The 23,207-nt window shown below is 39.2% G+C and carries 21 protein-coding genes; 13 read left to right on the top strand and 8 right to left on the bottom strand.

Annotated features, from left to right (window positions below; translation table 11 throughout):
- Positions 1-127: 127 nt before the first annotated feature.
- The 6 genes from NY014_RS11035 to NY014_RS16410 are packed head-to-tail and all read right to left on the bottom strand — an operon-like array spanning position 128 to position 4,375.
- Complete coding sequence (locus tag NY014_RS11035) at positions 128-577, bottom strand: PaaI family thioesterase (RefSeq protein ID WP_259414641.1); 450 nt, start codon at positions 575-577, stop codon at positions 128-130.
- A 9-nt stretch (positions 578-586) separates the two neighbouring features.
- Positions 587-1,165, bottom strand: a complete 579-nt coding sequence (locus tag NY014_RS11040) for a hypothetical protein (protein ID WP_259414642.1) — start codon at positions 1,163-1,165, stop codon at positions 587-589.
- Between the two features lie 5 nt (positions 1,166-1,170).
- Positions 1,171-2,595 (bottom strand): pyridoxal phosphate-dependent decarboxylase family protein, encoded by a 1,425-nt coding sequence (locus NY014_RS11045; RefSeq protein ID WP_259414643.1) that lies wholly within the window; start codon positions 2,593-2,595, stop codon positions 1,171-1,173.
- Between the two features lie 8 nt (positions 2,596-2,603).
- On the bottom strand, positions 2,604-3,362 hold the full coding sequence (locus NY014_RS11050; protein WP_135072077.1) for an SDR family NAD(P)-dependent oxidoreductase: 759 nt from the start codon (positions 3,360-3,362) through the stop codon (positions 2,604-2,606).
- Between the two features lie 14 nt (positions 3,363-3,376).
- Entirely contained in the window at positions 3,377-3,901 is a 525-nt protein-coding gene (locus NY014_RS11055; protein WP_259414644.1) for a YfiT family bacillithiol transferase, read from the bottom strand.
- Between the two features lie 6 nt (positions 3,902-3,907).
- Positions 3,908-4,375: a ComF family protein gene (locus NY014_RS16410; protein WP_354003178.1), complete on the bottom strand. Its 468-nt coding sequence runs from the start codon at positions 4,373-4,375 to the stop codon at positions 3,908-3,910.
- 311 nt (positions 4,376-4,686) lie between these two features.
- Here NY014_RS16410 and NY014_RS11065 point away from each other — a divergent pair, with 311 nt between their 5' ends.
- The 13 genes from NY014_RS11065 to NY014_RS11125 all read left to right on the top strand — a co-directional run bounded on the left by NY014_RS11065 (position 4,687) and on the right by NY014_RS11125 (position 20,005).
- Positions 4,687-5,028 carry a carboxymuconolactone decarboxylase family protein gene (locus NY014_RS11065; protein WP_259414646.1) on the top strand — a complete coding sequence of 114 codons (342 nt, stop codon included), beginning with the start codon at positions 4,687-4,689 and terminating at the stop codon, positions 5,026-5,028.
- A 5-nt stretch (positions 5,029-5,033) separates the two neighbouring features.
- The gene (locus NY014_RS11070; RefSeq protein ID WP_259414647.1) at positions 5,034-5,396 is read left to right on the top strand and encodes a hypothetical protein; all 363 of its coding nucleotides are present in this window, start codon (positions 5,034-5,036) and stop codon (positions 5,394-5,396) included.
- Between the two features lie 4 nt (positions 5,397-5,400).
- The gene (locus tag NY014_RS11075; RefSeq protein WP_259414648.1) at positions 5,401-6,168 is read left to right on the top strand and encodes an exodeoxyribonuclease III; all 768 of its coding nucleotides are present in this window, start codon (positions 5,401-5,403) and stop codon (positions 6,166-6,168) included.
- Positions 6,169-6,199: 31 nt separating this feature from the next.
- On the top strand, positions 6,200-6,601 hold the full coding sequence (locus NY014_RS11080; protein WP_259414649.1) for an ATP-binding protein: 402 nt from the start codon (positions 6,200-6,202) through the stop codon (positions 6,599-6,601).
- Positions 6,602-6,603: 2 nt separating this feature from the next.
- Entirely contained in the window at positions 6,604-7,062 is a 459-nt protein-coding gene (gene ybeY, locus NY014_RS11085) for an rRNA maturation RNase YbeY (RefSeq protein ID WP_259414650.1), read from the top strand.
- Between the two features lie 33 nt (positions 7,063-7,095).
- Entirely contained in the window at positions 7,096-8,961 is a 1,866-nt protein-coding gene (gene mnmG / locus NY014_RS11090) for a tRNA uridine-5-carboxymethylaminomethyl(34) synthesis enzyme MnmG (protein WP_259414651.1), read from the top strand.
- Positions 8,951-9,856 (top strand): class I SAM-dependent methyltransferase, encoded by a 906-nt coding sequence (locus tag NY014_RS11095; RefSeq protein ID WP_259414652.1) that lies wholly within the window; start codon positions 8,951-8,953, stop codon positions 9,854-9,856. The genes mnmG and NY014_RS11095 overlap by 11 nt, the downstream gene beginning before the upstream one ends.
- Complete coding sequence (locus NY014_RS11100) at positions 9,853-11,517, top strand: Ig-like domain-containing protein (RefSeq protein ID WP_259414653.1); 1,665 nt, start codon at positions 9,853-9,855, stop codon at positions 11,515-11,517. Before NY014_RS11095 ends, NY014_RS11100 begins: the two co-directional genes overlap by 4 nt.
- 472 nt (positions 11,518-11,989) lie before the next feature.
- On the top strand, positions 11,990-13,738 hold the full coding sequence (locus tag NY014_RS11105; protein ID WP_259414654.1) for an AMP-dependent synthetase/ligase: 1,749 nt from the start codon (positions 11,990-11,992) through the stop codon (positions 13,736-13,738).
- A gap of 259 nt (positions 13,739-13,997) precedes the next feature.
- A complete protein-coding gene (locus tag NY014_RS11110) occupies positions 13,998-14,459 on the top strand; it encodes a MarR family winged helix-turn-helix transcriptional regulator (protein ID WP_259414655.1) in 462 nt (153 codons plus the stop codon).
- A gap of 26 nt (positions 14,460-14,485) precedes the next feature.
- The gene (locus tag NY014_RS11115) at positions 14,486-16,891 is read left to right on the top strand and encodes a 3-hydroxyacyl-CoA dehydrogenase/enoyl-CoA hydratase family protein (RefSeq protein WP_259414656.1); all 2,406 of its coding nucleotides are present in this window, start codon (positions 14,486-14,488) and stop codon (positions 16,889-16,891) included.
- Positions 16,892-16,934: 43 nt separating this feature from the next.
- Entirely contained in the window at positions 16,935-18,110 is a 1,176-nt protein-coding gene (locus NY014_RS11120) for a thiolase family protein (RefSeq protein ID WP_259414657.1), read from the top strand.
- Positions 18,111-18,211: 101 nt separating this feature from the next.
- Entirely contained in the window at positions 18,212-20,005 is a 1,794-nt protein-coding gene (locus NY014_RS11125; protein WP_259414658.1) for an acyl-CoA dehydrogenase FadE, read from the top strand.
- A 71-nt stretch (positions 20,006-20,076) separates the two neighbouring features.
- Here the strand turns inward: NY014_RS11125 and NY014_RS11130 are convergent, their stop codons facing one another.
- Together NY014_RS11130 and NY014_RS11135 are read right to left on the bottom strand one after the other, a co-directional pair.
- Positions 20,077-21,852, bottom strand: a complete 1,776-nt coding sequence (locus tag NY014_RS11130; protein ID WP_259414659.1) for a patatin-like phospholipase family protein — start codon at positions 21,850-21,852, stop codon at positions 20,077-20,079.
- 153 nt (positions 21,853-22,005) lie between these two features.
- Positions 22,006-23,130 (bottom strand): DmpA family aminopeptidase, encoded by a 1,125-nt coding sequence (locus NY014_RS11135; RefSeq protein WP_259414883.1) that lies wholly within the window; start codon positions 23,128-23,130, stop codon positions 22,006-22,008.
- Positions 23,131-23,207 lie beyond the last annotated feature (77 nt).

Here is a 23,207-nt window from a genome sequence, read left to right on the forward strand (position 1 = left end):
CCAACAAAAGGGAGGTTGCTTTGATGGTAAGAAACAGTTACTTGTGATAGTGCTGGCAAAGAGAATAGCCCTAAAAGAACCAAAAACAGGTATTTTTTCGTTTTATAAAATTAAATGGCGAAAAATATTAAAACCCTAATTCCTTAAGTCTTTTGTGGGTTTTAATCATATTCGAACTGGCTTTTGCGACGATCTTACCAGATTCTTTTCGTATTACGGATTCCCAATGATTTAGGTTTGCTCCAGTCCGCACCAGTTTGGCAGTCACTTCTACTTTTTCTCCTAGACTAGCCGAGGACAAGAAGTCCACATTCAAATTGATACTTGTCATCAAAAATTCAGACTCCGTTATAAAATTAGCCATGCCTATCACATCATCCATCATCAAAGAGGCTACACCTCCATGAAGAATTTGGGCAGGGTTACACATATCGGGACGGATTTCGAAAGAGACTTTTGCATAACCAAACTCAACCTCGAGCAAAGTTCCTGCAAGCCAGTTTCCCGCTCCTGAAGGGCCATGATCAAGGGTTTTGCCGATTTGAGATTTAAAAAATTCCAACTGTGGGTTTGACATACTCGCTTTTTATTTATCCAGGATTCTAAAATAATCTTCAAATGTGGATTTAAGGGCTTCTTTTTCGGATTCAGATTCCCACAATGGAATTTTTTGATCTGAGACAATTAAGTAAAACTCCACCTCTTTCTGAATCAATTCATAAATCTCCTGAGCTTGTTTGAGTTGGTCATATTTGTTTCCATTTTCAAAATTCAACTCTTTTTCACCTTGGCCCGAAATTGCCAAAATTTTCAAAGGCCAATCTAGCTCATGAGGCTCCAAATAGAGATAACTTTCATCTTTGGGCGTATTAAGAATCAATACTAAAAACACTGTAGGCTCTTTCGAATCTAAATCAAACCCAGCATGCCGATACAGGGTCATCCCAGCATCTTTTCGCACTTCCCGTTGATAATCAACGGCTTTTAGATTTAGAAAAAACAGACGAGAGGAGGAAGTCATCCGAAAAGTCGTATCCTCACCGGAATTATTTGCCCGATAAGAATCGAAAAAAGAGAAGAAAACAACCAAAAGGACCGAGGCTGCACCAAAAATCTTAAGAATTTTGATCAGCTCAGGTGTCAATACCGGGTCTTTGGAAGGCATTTAGGTCAATGTTCTTGGAGTAGTTGTTTTCGAGTTTCCATCAGTAAAACCCAAGCAGCTTGGATATGTTTTTCTGCCACATCAGTCTGACCAATCACCCATCGAATGACATATTTCCCTTCCAACTTAGTATGGGTAAAAAACACTTTTCCAGTAACATTTACTGCATTTATCCATTTTTCATTGAATGCATTCTCCTCCTCCAAAGAAAGTTTAGAATCTTGGTGCCGGAAACAGATAGTGTTGAAAGGAACGGGAGCTAAAATTTCCAGTCTTTCTTCTGACTCTATCCAAGATTTGGCTTTTTGGGCCAATTGGATATGATTTTTAAGTTTTTGACGGATCCCATTCAAGCCATAGCTTCGGATAACAAACCACAATTTCAAAGCCCGAAATCTTCTACCCAATTGAATTCCCCAATCCCGGTAATTATTGACCTCCCGATCGAGTTGAGTTCTCAAATATTCAGGAGTCAGCGAAAATGTATTAATCAGGTCTTCAGGGTTTTTCAGGAATAAGACCGTACAATCAAAATTGGTAAACATCCACTTATGCGGATTGAATACATAAGAGTCTGCATCTTCATGACCATCAATCAAAGACTGAAATTCCGGAAGAAGCAAAGCAGTACCCGCATAAGCCGCGTCAATATGATGCCAAAGGCCATATTTTTTGGTGATTTTGCTAATCGCGCCGATAGGATCAATAGCTGTGCTTGAAGTAGTCCCCAAAGCAGAAACAACACAAAGCGGGGTAAATCCCCTTTCAAGATCTTTTTGGATAGCCTCTTCCAATAAGCTTGGAATCATCGCAAATTTTTCATCCACAGGAATTCGAACCAAGTTTTTTACTCCTATTCCGGCGATTCGAAGGGCCTTGTCAATAGAAGAATGAACGTGCTCCGAAGAATAAATTCGGAAATTTTCCTTCCCACCAAAGCCCTCTTCATTGATCAACCACGTAGATTTTCGCTCTCTTGCCGACAAAATTGCGCTCAAGGTAGCAGTACTTGCTGTATCATGAATGACCCCTTTCCAAGACGGATCTATTCCCTTAGCATCCCGAAGCCAATCGCAAACCCGTTCTTCGAGCTCGGTAGCTGCCGGAGAGGTTAACCATGACATACATTGTGCTCCAAGTGTAGACATGAGCATTTCTGCCAAAATAGAAGGCTCGGAATTGTTAGCAGGGAAATAGGCAAAAAAAGATGGATGCTGCCAATGAGTCATTCCCGGAAGAATAATTTCCTTAAAATCCTGAAAAATAGCTTCGAATGATTCTGAATCTTCGGGTGCCTCAGATGGCAACTGCTTAAATATTTCTCTCGGCTTTGTTGTAGGAGTTACCCGATAATTCTCCTTTTCCTCCAGATAATCTGCCATCCAATCCACCAATTGGTGGGCATATTTTCGAAATTCCTCCTTATCCATAGCAAATACTATCGAACGTATGAACCTGCATTGATATCTATGGATGTTCCTGTTGCATGGTCAGCAAGTCCGGAGCAAAGCAAGGTTACCATAGGAGCAATATCCTCAGGCTGAGTCAATTGATTCAAAGCAATATCATTCAAGGCAAACTCTTCTCCATATTCCGATAAAATTTGATTGGCCATATCGGTTCGCGTGAATCCGGGAGCTATCAAAAATGCTTTGATTCCTTGTTTTCCATAATGACGGGCAATGGAACGAGTCAAGCTTACCAAAGCCCCTTTAGAAGCGGCATAGGCCAAATAATCCGTGGTATCACCTCGAAAAGCCGCTCGGGAAGAAATAGTCACGATTCTTCCTTCTTGTTGCTTTTTAGCCTGATCAACAAATTCCTTACACAAAATCCCAACTGCAGTAGCATTAACTGCCATGGTTTTTTCCCAGATTTCAAGCCATTTTTTGGTTGAAAGATTATCTGGTGCCGAAGGGGAAATACCGGCATTATTTACCAATCCAGTTAAAGGACCATATTTTTTGACAATCTTAGGAATAAAACCAACTACCTGATCGGAATCTGCCAAATTGCAGGATTCCAAATGAGCTGGGTTTTTCAGTTGCTTTTGTAGGTTTTCGGCTTCTTTTTGGTTGGAATTGAAGTGAATGATGACTTCAGCTCCTGATTCGGAAAGTTGTCTGGCTATTGCTCTTCCAATTCCACGGGAAGCACCTGTAACCAATATCCGTTGACCTTTTAGGGAAATATTCATAGTTATTTAGGCTTTTACCAATTTTCTCGAAGTGCTAAGTGCTGAATATGAGCTAAATGGTGCTGACCATGCCAAGCATACATATGTGTGACTTCGAAAAGGCTTTGTTTCTGACCGTTTTCAGGGTGGAAATATGTCCTTGAGAAGTCCTCTTCACTCATATTCTTCAAAAGCACAGACCATTTGTAATGAACATTTGCTAGAATAGACAGAGAAGGGTCTATCTCCAACTCGCTATCAGGAAGCTTGGCCCAAGCAGCTTCATCATAAGGTTTGATGGTTGGGTTTTCCTCGGTCAGAGCCAATTTGAATCGGATGAAAGCATTCATATGGCTATCTGCCAAGTGATGAACAAGCTGTCTTACTGTCCATCCTCCTGGACGATAAGGTGTATCCAATTGTTTTTCAGAAAGATTTGAAACAGCAGATTGGATATATTCAGGAAGCTTTTTGATCTGAGCTATTGCTTCTAGAAGATTTGGGTTTTCCGGCATGGAAAATCTCCCAATCGGGTATTGTAGAAATTCGATATCAGTCATAAGATGTTAGACTCCTCCGCCAGCAGCGATTGTAGCCAAATCTACTGTTTTTGCACCATTCTTCCATAGAATATTGGCACAAGCGGAAAGTGTCGCTCCGGTAGTCATCACATCATCCACCAGAAGTATTCTCCTTTGGTAAATATTTGTATTAGACCGGATATTGAAAACACCCGATACATTTTCTATTCGCTCCATTCGGGATTTATTGGTTTGGGTTTCTGTCCATTTGGAACGAATCAAAAGATTCTCAACAGGAATTTGCAGTGCTTCACTCAGGCCTTTGGCAAATTCCTCAGTTTGATTATAGCCTCTTCGCCTACGTTTTTGATCATGAAGAGGAACAGGTACTATCATGTCCCATTCTTGATGATAAGGCTGCTTAAGCAACAATTTTCCAAAGGAAGAACCCAAAAAATGGCCAATTTGAGGCTTATTACGGTATTTCAATTGATGTAATAGACTTTGACTCATTCCCTTTCTGGAAAACTTCAAATAAGAAATGCATCTGGAAACTGGGAAAAGACCTTGTAACTTCTGAGTCAAATCATTGTCATCCGGTCTAAGATGGTAACTGGCGACAGGTAATTTATTTTTGCAAGGATTACAAAGACAAAATTCCCAATCAAAGAGGCTTCTACCACAATACAAACAGTTTTGAGGAAAAATCAGATCTAAAAAATCTTTGAAAAATAAGAAACGCTTTGCTTTAAAGCGCTGTTGTTCACGGGTCATACAGGAATGCTGTATATTTGCAGATTATTCAACACTAATACGTTAATTTAATGGGTTTATTGGAGGATTTCAACGATTACCGAGCCAAAATGAATGAGAAGATCTTGGCTGAGGATAATAAGGTGATCAAACGGTTCTTCAACTTGGATACCAACGCCTACAGTGAAGGTGCATTGGACGTCAAGAGCAAAGAAATGATCGGTTTGGCCTGTTCTATGGTTTTACGATGTGACGATTGTGTCAAATACCATTTAGAACAGTGCTACAAATCCGGAGTAAATCGAAAAGAAATATTTGAGGTGTTTTCCATCGCTACTTTGATAGGGGGATCGATTGTTATTCCACATCTAAGAAGGGCTGTAGAATTCTGGGAAGTACTTGAAAATCAATAAAATGTATGTTTAAAAGAGATCTTGATCTGGAGAAAAAGTGGGGTAAACTCTTGCTTGGACTAGAGGAAACCATTGGGAAAAAACCGAAAGATCTCAATGGGGTTTTGTTTCTCATTGGTGTGCAAGAACTCGGAATGGTAGCTAAGCATTTTTCCAAAGAAGAAAAACAGGATCTCATGCATATAGCCATCTGCAAAGTATTAAGCTATGCAGGGTATTATGAATTAGAGTATGTGGATCAGGATGGATGGCCACATTGGAAACTAATTCGGGAACTTCCGCATTTTGATTTATTGGAACAGGAAAAACTCTTGAAGATTCAGGTATTGGAATACTTCGAAAAAGAATATCAACTGGAAATCGATTAATTGAATGAAACTTATATCCTACAACGTCAATGGAATTCGGGCTGCAATGAACAAAGGTTTTGCAGAATGGCTCCATAATGAAAATCCAGAAATCATTGGTATTCAGGAACTTAAAGCTCATGAAAACCAAGTAGATACTGAAGTTTTCAAGGATATGGGTTATGAATTATATTGGTTTCCAGCAGAGAAAAAAGGTTATTCAGGCGTTGCTATTTTCAGCAAAATCAAGCCCAAAAATGTAACCTATGGAATGGGATTGGATAAATATGATAGCGAGGGAAGAATGATTCGAGCTGACTTTGAAGATTTCTCATTTATCTCAGCTTATTTCCCTTCCGGTACTACCGGAGATATCAGACAGGACTTTAAATATGAGTTTCTTGATGATATCTATGGCTACATGCAGGATTTGAGACAAGAGTTTCCGAGTTTGATTCTAAGCGGAGATTACAATATTTGTCATAAGCCTATTGACATACATAACCCTGTTTCCAATAAGAATTCGAGTGGATTTCTACCAGAAGAACGAGCTTGGATGGACAAATTCACCGAATCAGGTTTTATAGATACTTTCAGGCATTTTAATCCGGATCCTCATCAATATACTTGGTGGAGTTACAGGGCAAATGCCCGAAATAAAAACTTGGGCTGGCGAATTGATTACCATATGGCAACTCAACCTATGGAAGATCGTTTGAAAAGTGCAGGTATTTTACCTGATGTGGTACATTCTGATCACTGCCCAATTAAGTTAGAATTAACTGAAAAATGATACTAGTTGTTGCTAAAAGTCAAAATTCAAAATGAACTCAATAAAAATTTCTATCCCTTCTTTGATTGAAAACATAAAAATCATTGAAAGCTTTATTGATAATGCTCGAGATCGTTTTGAAATAAATGACGATATCTATGGCAACATCATGATTTCGGTGACAGAATGCATCAGCAATGCAATTATCCATGGGAATCAAGGGAACAAAGAGAAACTGGTTCATTTAGAACTATTAGCAGAAGAAGACAAACTTTCTTTTGTGATTGAAGATGAAGGGAAAGGATTTGAATATGAAAATTTGCCTGATCCTACTTCACCGGAAAATCTTGAAAAACCAGGTGGAAGAGGAATTTTTTTAATCAAGCACCTAAGCGATGAGCTTAAATTTGAGGATGGAGGAAAAAGAACAGTTCTTTCCTTTTATATGGACTAATCATGGCGATTCACTTCTTTACAGAGGACACAAAATTCAAACTTCCTCAAAAGCTAACTAGGAAACGCTGGTTAAAAGAAATTGCTCAAGGTGAAGGTTCTGAGATATTTGAATTGAATTATATCTTTTGTTCAGATGAATACCTCCATCAAATTAATGTCGATTATCTAAACCACGACACGCTTACAGACATAATCACCTTTGATAATTCAGACGAAGAAGGAATCATTGAAGGAGATGTTTTCATAAGCATTGATCGAGTATTTGAAAATGCAAAAACACATCAATGTTCAGATGAAGATGAACTCAGCCGGGTAATAAGCCATGGACTATATCATCTTCTAGGATATAAAGACAAGAAAAAAGATGAAGCAGCCTTGATGCGTAGCAAGGAAGCAATGGCAATAGAGTTGTTTCAAAAGATTAATGTTCCACGTGGAACAGGAAACGAAAAACAGTAATGTTTCACGTGGAACAGGTAAAAAAGAAAAACGATGTTTGATCAATACGATGTAATTGTTGTAGGAGCAGGACATGCTGGTTGTGAGGCTGCACATGCGGCAGCAAAGATGGGTTCTAAGGTACTTTTATGTACCATGAACATGAATACAATTGCTCAAATGTCCTGTAATCCGGCAATGGGAGGGGTTGCCAAAGGCCAAATTGTCCGGGAAATTGATGCTTTGGGAGGTATGTCAGGTATAATTTCTGACAAATCCATGATTCAATTTCGAATGCTAAATCGCTCCAAAGGGCCTGCTATGTGGTCTCCTAGAACCCAAAATGACCGAATGCGCTTTGCAGAGGAGTGGAGACTAGCATTAGAGCATAACCCAAATGTGGATTTTTGGCAAGAAATGGTTACCGGTGTTCTTGTCAAAGAAGGAAGAGCTGTAGGGGTTAGAACAGGAATGGGTATAGAAATCCCTGGAAAATCAGTGGTTTTAACGAATGGAACATTCCTCAATGGTATAATTCACATTGGTGAAAAGCAATTTGGTGGAGGAAGAACAGGAGAGTCAGCATCCAAAGGAATTACTGAACAATTGGTAGAATTGGGTTTTGAAGCGGGGAGGATGAAGACAGGCACACCACCAAGAGTAGACGGCAGAAGTTTGGATTACGATAAAATGGAGGTTCAATATGGTGATGAAAACCCTGAAAAATTCAGCTATTCAGATGAAACCAAACCTTTAACCGAACAGCGAACGTGCTGGATAACCTATACCAATAAAGAAGTACATGAAACTTTAGAGACTGGATTTGACCGCTCACCTATGTTTAATGGGCGAATTCAAGGCCTAGGGCCTCGTTACTGCCCATCCATAGAAGATAAGATCAATCGTTTTGCAGAAAGAGAGCGTCATCAAATATTTGTGGAGCCTGAAGGCTTGAATACAGTTGAAATTTATGTAAATGGCTTTTCTACATCTCTTCCAGAGGATGTACAGTACAAAGCATTAAGACAAATTCCAGGCTTTGAAAACGCTAAAATGTTCCGCCCAGGATATGCAATTGAGTATGATTTCTTTCCCCCAACGCAATTAAACCTCACTTTAGAGACCAAATTGGTAGAAAATCTCTATTTCGCTGGGCAAATCAACGGAACTACAGGGTATGAGGAAGCGGGCTCTCAAGGATTAATTGCAGGAATTAATGCAAGTCTGAAAGTGAAGGAAAAGGATCCATTTATCCTAAAAAGATCAGAAGCATACATTGGAGTATTAATAGACGACTTGATCAACAAAGGTACAGAGGAGCCTTATCGAATGTTTACTTCTAGAGCTGAGTTCAGATTATTGCTGCGTCAAGACAATGCAGACATCCGATTGACAGAAAAAGGATATCAAATCGGATTAGCTGAAGAAAGCAGATATCAAAAGGTGCTTCAAAAGAAAGAACAAACAGCTAGATTAATCAATGACTTAAAGCAGAAAAAGCTTGAACCGAATGAATCTAACGAGGCATTGGGAGCATTAGGAACAGCTCCAATTCGAGAGAAAATCTCAATTGAGAAAGTTCTCAAAAGACCCCAAATCGGAATAGAACAATTAAGGGAAATTAATACAGACCTTAAGAATTATCTAGATGGATATGATAAGGAAGTACTCGAACAAGCAGAAATTCAAATCAAATATGACAGCTATATAGAAAAGGAAAAGCAGATGGTTGAAAAACTAGCCAACATGGAAGATTTCAAAATCCCTGTTAAATTTGATTATCTGACTATTCCAGCGCTATCGGCTGAAGGAAAACAAAAATTAAACAAAATCAGACCACAGACACTTGGCCAAGCCTCGAGGATAAGCGGGGTTTCTCCAGCTGATTTGTCTGTGCTCACTGTTTATCTTGGGAGATAAAATGCACGAAAGATTGAATAAATGCCCGCTTTGTAAAAGTGGGCATTTTCTTAACTATTCAACGATCAAAGATTGGGCAGTTAGCAAGGAGGAATTCATATTGTGTGAATGCCAGGATTGCAAACTTATTTTTACCAATCCTAGACCAACAGAAGAGAAAATTGGATCATATTATGAATTTCCGGAGTACTATTCACACCAAGATGAATCAAAAGGTCTAATACAAGGAATTTATAATCAGATCCGAAAGATCAACATATCCAAAAAATATAATCTCATTTCAAGTTTAGGGACTGATAAAAGCATCCTAGATATTGGTTGCGGAACAGGGGAACTGCTCAAACATTTTCAAGAAAAGAGTTGGAATGTAACAGGGGTAGAACCTAATAAGAATGCGAGACAATTAGCGAAAAAAAAGCTAGAAAGCAAGGTATATAAGAGTCTGAAAAAGGTAGCAGAGGATCGGTCTTTTGATATCATCAGTCTTTTTCATGTTTTAGAGCACGTGCATGACTTAAGAAAAAGCCTTAAAAAGATATTAACTATCTTAAAATCAGATGGTTATATAATATTAGCTTTACCAAATCATCAATCCAAAGACGCAAAGAAATACAAGAACTATTGGGCTGGTTGGGATGTACCTAGACACTTGTATCACTTTGATCCTGAGAGCGTTAAGAACTTAGCTGAAAAGTATAACCTAGAAATTGTAGCGCAAAAACCCATGATATTTGACAGCTATTATGCTTCTTTACTTTCAGAAAAGTATCAGGCTCCAAATTCAGGAAATTTGACAAATTTGATGCGGTCCTTTTTCGAAGGAATGAAGTCAAATAAAGAAGCAAAAAAATCAGGTAATTACTCAAGCATTTTATACATTCTTTCAAAAAAGTGAAAAGCTTAAAATTGATATATGCTCTTATTGTGATTTTACTTTTTTCACAATGCGCCAAACAAAGTTCGCCTATGGGTGGACCAAGGGATGAAGATCCACCGGTACTTCTTGAGGCAAATCCTGTAGATCAAAGTTTGAATGTAAAGCCATCAGAAATAACCATCACATTTGATGAATATATCAAACTGGACAATCCCAATAAAAACATCATAATTACACCAAGACTGAATAAGGATGAAATCATTACAGCGGCGCTCAAAAACCAGGTAATTGTAGAACTAAATCAGGAATTGGAGGATAACACAACGTATGTTTTCAATTTCCAGAATTCAGTACAGGATCTCTCAGAAGGAAATCCAGCTGAAAACTTAAAGTTGGTATTTTCAACAGGTGATTTTATTGATAGTCTTCAGCTAAGGGGAAAAATCAATAATTATTGGCCGACTCAGCAGTATGATCCTCGAAATGTCATAATCGGACTATACTTAGAAAATGATACTACTGATTTATTTACTGCTGCACCTTACTACTTAACCAGAGCAGATAGCCTTGGAGAATTTCAAATTGAAAATATCAAAGAAGGAAATTATAAAGCTTATGCTTGGTTTGATGCAAATAATTCGACTAAAGCAGAGTTTAAAAGCGAGCCGTATGATTTTCTGCCAGAGGTAATAGAAATAAAAGAAAATCTAGAAGGAATACGATTTAACCTTTCACAAAGCGATTTAACAGAATTTCGTCTTACGCGATCAAGCTATACCAATGGTAGCTATGATTTTGTTTTAAACAAAAATCAGATCGAGGAAGAAATAAAGGTGGAAGGACTTGGGGAAAATATTTTTTATTCAACAGAGGACAAACGAATCCGCTTATTCTCAAACCAATCGATTTCAGATAGTTTGTTGGTCAATTTACAATTGATTGACTCTGTATATAATAAAATTGATACGGCTATTTGGGCAAAATTTCCAGATACTGAAAGAAGACCGGAGAAATTGACAATGAATGCCAATTCAGGAAAAAACTTCACTGATACACTTTTTGCAAGTATTAAATTCAACAAACCAGTTTTAACTATCCGTACAGATTCCCTCTATATCCCGGTCGATTCCACGACTAGAATTCAGATTAAAGAAGAGATGTTTTCTTTTCAAGATTCTATTAAGCGAACAGAATTACTTTTTAAAATTCCTATTTCAGATACATTGGGGATAGAAATTTTCACTTTCACTGCTTTAGATTCAACTTTCCAGGATATACAAGGCCAATACAATGAAGACGAAATCAGAGCTAATTACAGAAAGATTAAGAAAGAGACTTTAGCAGATTTACTTTCAGGAACGATTCAAGGCGCTGAACCTCCTTTTATTATTCAACTCATAGATTCCAAAAACGAGGTTTACAAAGAACAAAAGTTAACGAATTCCAATGATTTTGTTTTTAGAGGCATTGAAGCTGGAACGTACAAAATCCGAGTGATCGAAGATCAAAATGGAAATGGTCGTTGGGATCCGAGCAATTTTTATCAGGAAAGACTCGCAGAACGAGTATTCTATTTCCTAGATGACAAAGGAGCAATAGGTTCAATCATTTTGAAAAGTGGCTGGACCAATGAAGGTATCGTAATACAAGGCAACGAATCTACAGGAATATTGAAATAATTTTCATGTGGAAAATCCACCAAAACACTGTGGAAAATTGCATGATTAAACACCAATAAATCGGACTTATCCATATTCTTATACTCTAAAATTGATACGTATACTATTTCTATGGATAAGTCTGAATCTTTCCACCATCCAATCAAAAGAAATCAACATCCAAAATAACCACATCAAGTTGAAAATAGTATATCCACATAATCACACGTAATCAATTAAAAAACTATAAATCAATTAATTACATGTGGAAAAGATGAGGATAAAATGTAGATGATGAGAATAATAACCAACATAAATAGTGGAGAAAGTTGAAAAATGTGTTTTTCCACATTTCCACAGGCTTAATAACCACAATAGGATTTTTTAAATAAATATTGATTTACAATTAATAGAATAAAAAGGCTGTGGAAAACCATTTTCAAATCAATTCAATTTTTCCCTATATTGGTTTAAACATCAATTTTAGACCCAAATGAACCTACAACGATTATTTGATCTTATACCTTACCAAATTGCAACTTATGATAAAGAGGTTGCCTTATCCCGAAAAGTTGATGGAGAGTGGAAAACTTACTCATCCAGGGATGTAAAACAGATAATCGATAATTTAAGCCTTGGTTTTCTAGAAAAAGGAATTGGTCGTGATGATAAGGTTGCTATAATTTCAGAAAATCGTCCTGAATGGAATTTTATTGATTTAGCCTTACAGCAAATCGGAGCCATTTCGGTCCCAATGTATCCTACGATTTCTTCTGAAGATTACGCATACATTTTTGGGCATGCATCTGTTAAAATGATTTTTGTCGGAGATGCGACTATTTATGAAAAAGCAAATCATGCTGCCAAAGGACAAGAGATTTATAGCTTCGATCAGCTAGAGGGAGTTACCCATTGGGAGGCAATCATGGATTTTGGGGAAAATGGTGACTTGGCACAACTTGAAGCCGAAAAAGAAAAAGTAAAACCCGAAGATCTATTTACCATTATTTATACATCCGGAACAACAGGAAGACCAAAAGGAGTCATGTTGACTCACCACAATGTTCTTTCTAACCTCCTTTCGGTTTCCAATATCATGAGCCCGGAAAAGGGAAATGCTAAAGTTCTTAGTTTCCTTCCATTGTGTCATATTTTCGAAAGGACTGCATCCTTCTGTTTTATGTATATGGGTTTCTCCATTTATTATGCAGAGAATCTAGATAAGATTGGAGATAACTTAAAAGAAGTCCAGCCGCATTTATTTAATACTGTTCCCCGATTGCTGGAAAAAGTATATGATAAAATTGTGGCGAAAGGCTATGAGCTGACAGGGGTCAAGAAGCAGTTGTTTTTCTGGGCTTTGAATCTGGGCCTTAAGTACGATCCTGCCCAGGATATGGGTTCATGGTACAATTTCCAATTAAAACTTGCCAATAAGTTGATTTTCTCTAAATGGAGGGAAGCATTGGGCGGAAATATCATGCAAATCAATTCAGGAGCTTCGGCTTTGCAACCGCGATTAGCACGTGTCTTTTGGGCAGCTGGAATTCGCGTTTGTGAAGGTTATGGATTGACGGAAACTTCTCCTGTTGTAACTGCTACAATCAGTGAGCCTGAAAAAGTTAGAATCGGGTGGGTAGGAAATATTGTGCAGGATGTACAGGTAAAAATCGCTGAGGATGGAGAGATCTTGGTGAAAGGGCCAAACATTATGCAGGGTTATTATCGGGAGCCTGAGATGACTGCAGATGCTATCAAGGATGGTTGGTTTCATACCGGGGATATAGGCGAATTGGATGGAGACTACCTGCGGATTACGGACCGTAAGAAGGAAATGTTCAAAACCTCAGGAGGTAAATATATTGCTCCTCAGCCTATGGAAAATAAATTCAAAGAGTCTTCGCTTATCGAACAGCTTATTGTGGTGGGTGATGGCAAAAAATTTCCGGCTGCTTTGATTGTTCCTAGTTATGATGGACTTCGTGAATATTGCAAGCACAAGGATATTCCCTACACTACCGATCAGGAGATGATTACTAGATCAGATATTCTTGAAAAATATCAACGAGAGGTGGATTCCTACAATAAGTATTATGGTAAGTGGGAGCAAATCAAAAAGTTCAAACTCCTTCCCGAACCTTGGGGAATCGATACCGGTGAGCTAACTCCAACGATGAAGCTGAAGCGAAAAGTGATCCATCAGAAGTATCAAAAAGAGATAGAGGAAATATATCAAGTGTGAATCATTTGATTCAGATCAAAATCCTATTTCTTGATTTCAAGATTGATTCTCAAAATTTAATTCTGAAAAAGAAGTATTTTTTTCTATTTATTTGGAATAAGGTAAATTATTTAATTTATAATGTAATTAAATTTTAACTTTCGACTTTTTTTCCAATTAATATTTGTGATGCATGCATAACTTTTTTACTAAAATAGTATGCATGCATACAAAATTTCTCTAAATTAGGTACGCTTAAAATGACAGAAGTACCTATTACATGAAGCGTGAAGAAACGGTAGATTATCACATTAAGAGCGCTTGGCATGCGATTTCTAGAATGTACAACCAACGAGCTGCAGCTGAAGGATTCACTACAGCTATTGGTTTTGTATTGATTAATATCAATTCGAAGGAAGGAACGCCCGCAACCAAGATTGCTCCCATGATTGGATTGGAAACTCGGAGTTTGACGAGGATGCTCAAGACCATGGAAGAAAAGGGCTTGATCTATAAAAAGCAGGATCCATCAGATAAGCGTTCCGTACGCATTTTTTTAACTGAAGAAGGAAAGCGTAAAAAGGAAGCATCCGTTCAAACCATCAAAGAATTCAATGAGCAGGTACGAGAAGTCATTTCTGAAGAAGAATTGAAAAACTTCTTCCAAGTTTTTGAAAAGCTGCAATTGGTGATTGATCAATTCAGTGGAGCTACAGTGAATAAACCCATATTTGAATTATAAACCTCAGACTACCAAAACCCAAAAAAATGAACAAAACCATTCGAAAAGTAGCCATTTTAGGTTCAGGCGTGATGGGGTCCAGAATTGCCTGCCACTTCGCAAATATCGGAGTGGAAGTATTGTTACTGGATATTGTGCCATTTGAACTCACCGAGGATGAGCAGAAAAAGGGATTGACAAAAGAACACCCTGCTGTCAGAAATCGGATTGTTAACACAGCACTTCAAAACACCCTAAAAGCAAAGCCTTCTCCGATTTATGATAAGAGCTTTGCAAGTCGTATAACCACAGGAAATTTTGATGATGACCTACCTAAAATCAAGGATGTTGATTGGATTATGGAAGTGGTTGTGGAGCGTTTGGATATCAAACAGCAATTATTTGAAAAAGTAGAGAAATTTAGAAAGTCAGGTACGCTCATTACTTCAAACACTTCCGGGATTCCTATGCACATGATGTGTGAAGGAAGATCAGAGGATTTTCAGGTAAATTTTGCCGGAACACACTTTTTCAACCCGCCTCGATATTTGCGCTTATTGGAAATCATTCCAGGTCCAAAGACCAAGCCCGAAATCGTGGATTTCTTGATGGATTACGGAGATCGATTTTTGGGTAAAGAAACAGTCCTTTGTAAGGATACCCCTGCATTTATTGCAAATCGAATAGGCGTTTATGCGATCATTTCCGGAATGCATACTATTGAAAAAATGGGCCTTGGCGTTTCGGAAGTAGATAAACTTACGGGTCCAGTAATTGGTCGAGCAAAATCTGCAACTTTCCGAACCATGGATGTGGTAGGTCTAGATACCACCGTCAATGTGGCTAATAATCTTTACAAAGCTCTACCTCATGATGAGTCTAGAGACAAGTTCAAGCTTCCGAAAATTGTAGAAGTACTTTATGAAAACAAGTGGTTTGGAGACAAGACTGGACAGGGTTATTTCAAAATGATTCGCCATAAGGATGGCCGAAAAGAACTGAAAGAATTAGACTTCAACACATTTGAATATAAGGATGTAGAAAAGCCAAAATTCAAAGCCTTAGAAGCATCCAAGGAAATTGATGACCTCAAAAAAAGAATCAAATTCTTGGTCAATTTTGAGGATAAGGCTGGGGAGTTTTACCGAGCTTCATTCTATGATTTGTTCAAATACGTTTCACATCGAATTCCCGAAATTTCTGATGAGCTCTATCGAATAGACCAAGCTGTATCAGCCGGTTTTGGATGGGAATTGGGACCATTTGAGACATGGGATGTTCTGGGTGTAAAAGAGACCGTTGAGAAAATGGAAGCTGCTGGGGAAAAAGCCGCAGCTTGGGTTCATGAAATGTTAGATGCTGGAAATGAATCTTTTTATAAAGTAGAAGACGGTAAAAAGAAATACTACGATATCCCAACCAAATCTTATGTAGAAATCCCTGGAACAAGTGATTTCATCATTTTGGATACGCTCAAAGCAGCCGATAAAAAGATCTGGGGCAATGCTGGTGCTTCCATTTACGATATGGGAGATGATGTAATCGGTTTGGAATTCCACACCAAAATGAATTCCATGGGGGCAGAAGTGATCGAAGGGATTAATACTGCTATTTCCATGGCAGAGAAATCTTACAAAGGATTGGTAATTGGTAATGAAGGAGGAAACTTCTCTGCAGGAGCCAATCTAGCTATGCTTTTCATGTTTGCGGGAGATCAGGATTTTGATGAAATCAATCTGATGATAGCCCAATTCCAGAAGACCATGATGCGGGCTCGTTATTCTTCTGTACCAGTCGTTGTTGCTCCTCATAATATGGCACTGGGAGGTGGATGCGAACTTTCACTTCATGCAGATCATATTCAAGCTCATGCGGAATTGTACATGGGTTTGGTTGAAGTAGGTGTAGGTTTGATTCCGGCTGGTGGAGGTACAAAAGAAATGACTCGAAGATTTTCCAATCGAGTGATTCCTGGAGATGTGGAATTAAATCACTTGCAAGAGTATTTCATGAATATCGCCATGGCAAAGGTCTCTACCTCTGCTGAGGAAGCTCGAGCTTTAGGATACCTAAGACCTCAAGATGGAATAACCCTCAACCGCAAGCGACAACTAGCAGAAGCAAAGGCCAAAGTGATTGCCCTTTCAGATGCTGGATATACCCAACCTTTGGAACAAACCAATATCCGAGTACTTGGAAAAACTTCCTTGGCACTATTTGAGGCTGGAATTACGGGAATGATCTATGGTAATTATATCTCTGAGCATGATGCCAAAATTGCAAGAAAACTTGCTTGGGTTATGTCAGGCGGTGATTTGTCTGCTCCGACTGAAGTTTCAGAGCAGTACTTGCTCGATCTTGAGCGGGAAGCATTTTTGAGTTTGACAGGTGAAAAGAAAACGCTGGAACGAATTCATAGCATTCTTTTCAAAGGAAAACCACTTAGAAATTAAGAACTAAGTCACTCCAAAACCTTAAACAAAAAACGAATTAATAATGGACGCATATATAATTAACGGATATAGATCAGCTGTAGGTAAAGCCAAAAAAGGAGGGTTTCGATTTTATAGACCAGATGATTTGGCAGCCGATGTAATTAAATACTTGGTAGCAAATACTCCCGGCTTGGAAGCGAGTATGGTCGATGACCTGATTGTTGGAAATGCTATTCCCGAAGCAGAACAAGGAATGCAAATGGGAAGAATGATTTCCTTGCTTGCATTGGGTATTGATAATCCTGGTTTTGTGATGAACCGATACTGCGGTTCTGGTTTGGAAGCGGTTGCTCTTGCTGTCGGAAAAATAAAAGCGGGAATGGCTGATTGTATTATCGCTGGAGGTACAGAATCCATGTCGCTACTGCCGATGATGGGATATAAGACCGCACTCAACTGGAAGATTGCCTCTCAGACACCTAGCTATTATCTGAGCATGGGATTGACAGCCGAAGAATTGGCCAAAGATTATAATATCACTCGAGAAGAAGCAGATGCTTTTTCAGTAAGATCCCATGAACGTGCTTTGGCAGCCATTCAAGCCGGAAAATTCAAGGATGAGATCGTTCCAGTAGAAGTGGAGGAAACCTATCTGGATGAAAAAGGAAAACGGAAAACCCGAAAATTCGTGGTTGACACGGATGAAGGACCGCGTGCAGGAACAACCAAAGAAGTCTTGGCTAATTTAAAGCCAGCCTTCAAAATGGGTGGACAAGTGACCGCAGGTAATTCTTCTCAAACTTCCGATGGAGCAGCCTTTGTTGTCGTCATGTCTGAGCGCTTGATGAAATCATTGAATTTGGAACCGGTGGCTCGAATGATGTCCTACAGCGTGGCAGGTGTGGATCCTAGAATTATGGGAATTGGCCCGAAAGAAGCTGTTCCTAAGGCTCTGAAGCAAGCAGGCCTCTCTTTGAATGATATTGATCTCATTGAATTAAATGAAGCTTTTGCCGCACAGGCACTAGCTGTGATCAAAGCGTTGGATCTGAATGAAGACATTGTGAATGTGAACGGTGGTGCCGTGGCATTGGGTCACCCGCTAGGTTGTACAGGTGCCAAGCTTTCCGTTCAGCTTTTCAATGAATTAAGAAGAAGAAACAAAAAGTATGGAATGGTGACCGCTTGTGTAGGTGGTGGACAGGGTGTCGCCGGTATTTACGAGTTACTGAAGTGATTTACTTCGGTGTTTGTAATTCATCATTCGGTGTTCAGTATTAAATATCGAATGAAGGACATTAAATATCGAATAATGAAGAAATCTAAAAACAAGAAATAATGACCACAATTTCAAAATCAATCCAAGGAGGAGAGTTCCTCATTCGGGAGACAGACGCACAGGACGTTTTCATTCCGGAGCAGTTTACAGAAGAGCAAAAAATGATGGCTCAGGCCTGTCAAGACTTCATTGATACCGAGATTACCCCCAACATCGAGGAAATCGACAGCATGAAAAATCCGGATTTGGTTCCGTCCATTTTCAAGAAGGCTGGAGAACTGGGTCTTTTGGGTGTAGCCGTTCCTGAAGAATATGGAGGCTTGGGAATGAGCTTCAATACTTCCATGTTGATCGCTGATATTATTGGAGCAGCTGGATCTTTTTCGACTACTTATGGGGCACATACCGGAATAGGTACCTTGCCGATTTTGTATTACGGCACCGAAGAACAAAAGCAAAAATACCTTCCAAAACTAGCTACTGGTGAGTGGGCTGCTTGTTATTGCTTGACTGAGCCAGATGCAGGCTCTGATGCCAACAGTGGAAAAACTAAAGCAACCCTTTCTGCAGATGGAAAACATTACCTGATCAATGGCCAGAAAATGTGGATTTCCAATGCTGGATTTGCAGACCTATTCATTGTATTCGCCAAGATTGAGGATGACAAAAACCTGACAGCATTCATCGTCGAAAAGACCTTTGGTGGAATCACCATGAATGAGGAAGAGCGCAAAATGGGTATAAAAGGTTCTTCTACCCGTCAAGTATTCTTCAATGATTGCCCAGTTCCTGTGGAAAACATGCTTTCTGAAAGACAAAATGGGTTCAAGATTGCTGTGAATATCCTCAATATCGGACGGGTGAAGTTAGGTGCTGGTGTATTGGGAGGTGTTCGAACGGTAACTTCCCATGCCATCAAGTATTCTACTGAGCGAAAGCAATTTGGAACGAGCATCAATTCATTTGGTGCCGTAAAACGAATGCTTGCTGAAATGGCAATCCGATCTTACGTTTCAGAATCACTTTGCTATCGAGCAGGGCAAGATATAGAAGACCGTATGGATGCTTTGGCTGCTGAAGGAATGTCTGATGCAGATGCTAAATTGAAAGCATTGGAGCAGTTTGCAATTGAAGCAGCAATTGCAAAAGTTCACGGTTCCGAGGTTTTAGACTATGTGGTTGACCAGGGAGTTCAGGTTTATGGTGGAATGGGTTATTCCGCAGAAGCACCGATGGAGAGAGCTTATCGTGATGCTCGAATTGCCAGAATCTATGAAGGAACGAATGAAATCAACCGCATGCTGATGGTTGGTATGTTGCTGAAAAGAGCCATGAAAGGCGAAATCAATTTGTTTGAGCCGGCTATGGCAGTTGCCAATGAGTTGACAGCCGTTCCATCCTTTGACACTGTAGATACTTCTGAACTTTTTGCCGCTGAAAAAGAGGTCTTGAAAAAGTTGAAGAAGGTATTCTTGATGGTCGGGGGAAAAGCAGCGATGGCTCTCCAAGATCGAATTGAAGATGAGCAAGAAGTGATGATGAATTTGGCTGATGTGATGATTGAGATCTACGCAGCTGAGTCGGCTATTCTTCGAACAGAAAAGCTGGTAAGCATTAAAGGAGAAGAAGCATGTAAGCATCAGATTGCGATGTCTCAGGTTTATCTTTCCGAAGCAGTAGACAAAATCAATGCTGCCGCGAAGGAAGCCATTGCTTCTTTCACAAAAGGAGATGAGCAGAAAGTGATGCTGATGGGATTGAAGAGATTTACAAAAATGGATCTGATCAATACCAAAGAACTTCGAAGACAAATCGCAGATTTCATGATCGAGCAAGGAAAATATCCTTTTTAAATCCTGAAGTTTGAGAAAATAATAAAGGACTCCGATATCATTTGGAGTCCTTTTTTGATTTTAAGCCATCGTTATTTCTTTATCCAAAAGCGTTCGTCCTCAGGCAAAGAATCCAAATAATCCACCATTTGGTCGTAACCTTTCTTCAGGATTTGTTTCCACTTTTTATCATCCATAAAACCCACCCCTTTCAGATTCAATTCAAAATAATGAGATACCTTTTGTTTGGTAACCTCTTGCTTTTGAAGGCTATTAAGTGTTAATGAGTTTATAATCAGAGAACCTACAGAAGGGATTTTATAGCGTTTTTTCCTTAGGATTTTATCCCAAAGAAGACCCCATCCAGAGGGAGCTTCTTCATAGTTTACTTTTCGCTCAGGTAATCCAGATAGTGATACGGCAATGATTTTGGAGACTGGAAATCGATACATAGGTTCGATAGGTAAGTTATCCATTACGGCCCCATCCACATGGAGATATTGATCAATGACCACAGGAGGGAAAACACCAGGTATGGCCATACTTGCAGCTAATTGCTTCCAAAGGAGACCGTGATCATGGATTTTCATTGCTGCTTTGGAAAAATTGGTAGAAACACAATATGAATTCACCCAGATGTCATCCATATGACTGCTGCCATACAATTCTTTGATAAATCGAATGACTTTCTTTCCTGATAAAAAAGAAACCAAAGGAAGCGTGAGATCATTGGATGTCAATTGTGCTTTAACGGAGTCGGAAATGCTTTTTTCGATTTTTTTGAAATCAAAATCAAAGAAACTCATGGTTACACCATAAATAGCTCCGGCACTTGTTCCTCCCAAGAAATCAATTTCGATTCCCCGCTCTTGAATTGCCTTGACTACCCCAATATGCGCATAGCCCTTGGCACCGCCACCACCTAATACAAGCCCGATAGCTTGATTAGTAATTATTCGGCAAAATCTAGCAGTATCTTTTTCATGCCCTTTTCGAAGATGAATATGAAGCTGGATGGAGCGGTTTTTAAACCATTTCTCCGTTCCGGATGGCATGGGAGGATCTTCATCGTGAAGCAAAAGAAGGTAAATCTTCTTGTTCAAGATATTCCGTTCATAAAGCTTCAATTCTTTTTCAATCGGCCGAATTTTTTTGCTTGAATCAAAAGGGGTTGCCAAAATGACCAAATCCGCATAGACTAGGCATTGATGAGACCAATTTGGTTGCTCATCATCACAAACTAGAATATTTAAACCTTCGTGTTCTTCGAGGGAATCGAAAAACTCCTCATCGTGAAGTTCAGATTGAGATTCAAAATCATAAACGCGAACAGGAACTTTCATCTCATCAAAATAAGCCTGCATGCCATTTGTCCATGGACTGAGGTCCAAGTCGGATTGCAGGTTTATTAATGCGATATTTTTTGGAGGAGCAGTTTTATTCTGTTGAAAAGTATTCCGCCTTAATCGCTGAATGACAAAATTGGTCAAGGAGGTAGCTAAAGCGGGATTTTTAGAAACCAAAATTTGGTATTCCTCTTGTGTAAACTCTAAAACTGTGGATTTTCTGATGGCTAAGACTGAAGCCATTCGAGGTTCATTTGTAAAAAGAGCAAATTCTCCTACGGGCTCCCCTTGACCAATATCTCCCAAAATTCGGGTTTCATTAGGGTCTTCTTTTATAGCACGGAGTCTGCCGGACAGGACGATGTAAAGTACATTTTGGGCTTCTCCTTGATGAAAAAGATATTCACCAGTGTTTAATACTTTTTTAGTCCCTATTTCAAAAATCTGATCCAGCATGGAGTCATCCATTCCCCCGAAAAGCCGATGAAAAAGGTTATGATATTGGGCATTGAAATTTTGCATCCGTTGAATTTAGATTAGAAAAAGAAAGCAGGGTTTGTGGTTTACCTTTTTTCAATTTGAAATTCGTCGCGCTTATTAATGATCTGAAAAAAACTTCGTTTTTCAAAAAGAAAGTTAGGGATAGGTTTACAAAGTGGATTAATGATGGAAAAATTATTGCTTATTAATCCATTCCAACACCTGCTTTTTGGGTAAAGCTTCAACAGTTCGACCTTGTTTTCCTTCCATAGTTTCCGCTGCAAAAAGGGAATTGATTATCGCTTCTTCTGTTGCTTCTATGACAGCCATGAAAAGAGCACTCATGTCATCATTTCGTAGAATTTCAGCATGTTCCAATTCCCCGGACTTAGCTGAATAGGCTGAGCGAAGCGATTCGGCTGTCGAGAAAGAAATCACATAATCTCCCGAACCATTCGAAGCAATTCCCCCAGTCTTAGCCAATCCCATCATGGCTCTTTTGGCCATTCGCTCCAAATTTCTTGATAAAACAGGGGCATCGGTAGCTACCACAATCATGCAGCTTCCATCCGCTTTTTCGATTGCATTTCGGAAGGGATATTTCTCTAGGTTTTCACCTACTGGAACTCCGCCAATTTGAAGGTTTCCACCAAAATTGCTTTGTACCAAAACACCTACTGTGTAGCCTCCAAGTGATTCGGGTAGTTTTCTAGAAGCTGTTCCTATCCCTCCTTTCCAACCAAAACAAATAGTACCTGTTCCAGCTCCTACATTTCCTTCTTGGACAGGTCCATCTTGGGCAGCTTGAATGGTTGCAATGACATCTTCTGGAGAAATGTGCATTCCCCGAATATCATTTAGAAAGCCATCATTAGTTTCTCCCACTAAAGCATTCACGGATTGCACCGACTCATTTCCGGGTTGATTTAGTGTATAGCGTACGGCGCCTTCAATTCCCGCGGCAACAGATAAGGTATTGGTTAGAATTATTGGACTTTCCAGCAATCCCAATTCCTGTACTTGAGTGATGCCTGCGAGCTTTCCAAACCCATTTCCCACGTAGATTGCTGCAGGCACTTTTTCCTGAAAAATATTTCCTCCATGAGCTAAAATGGCCGTCACTCCCGTTCGGATGGAGTCTCCTTCGATCTTTGTGAAATGCCCTACTTTCACTCCAGCCACATCTGTGATGGCATTTAATTTTCCAGGGGCTAAAACGCCAAAAGGAACCCCCAGTTCTCTCGGTCTTTCTTGTCCTTTAACTGTTTGCAAAGAGACTAGAACTAGAAAAAGAAAGCAAAAGGATAAAAGATTTTTCATAGGGATAGAGAGCTTTTGATCAGAGGATTTTTCCATTTTTCGACGCTTGAATCCTTTAATATTAATTATCTTCATCT

It is taken from the genome of Algoriphagus limi (assembly GCF_024919275.1).
Taxonomy (GTDB): Bacteria; Bacteroidota; Bacteroidia; order Cytophagales; family Cyclobacteriaceae; genus Algoriphagus; species Algoriphagus limi.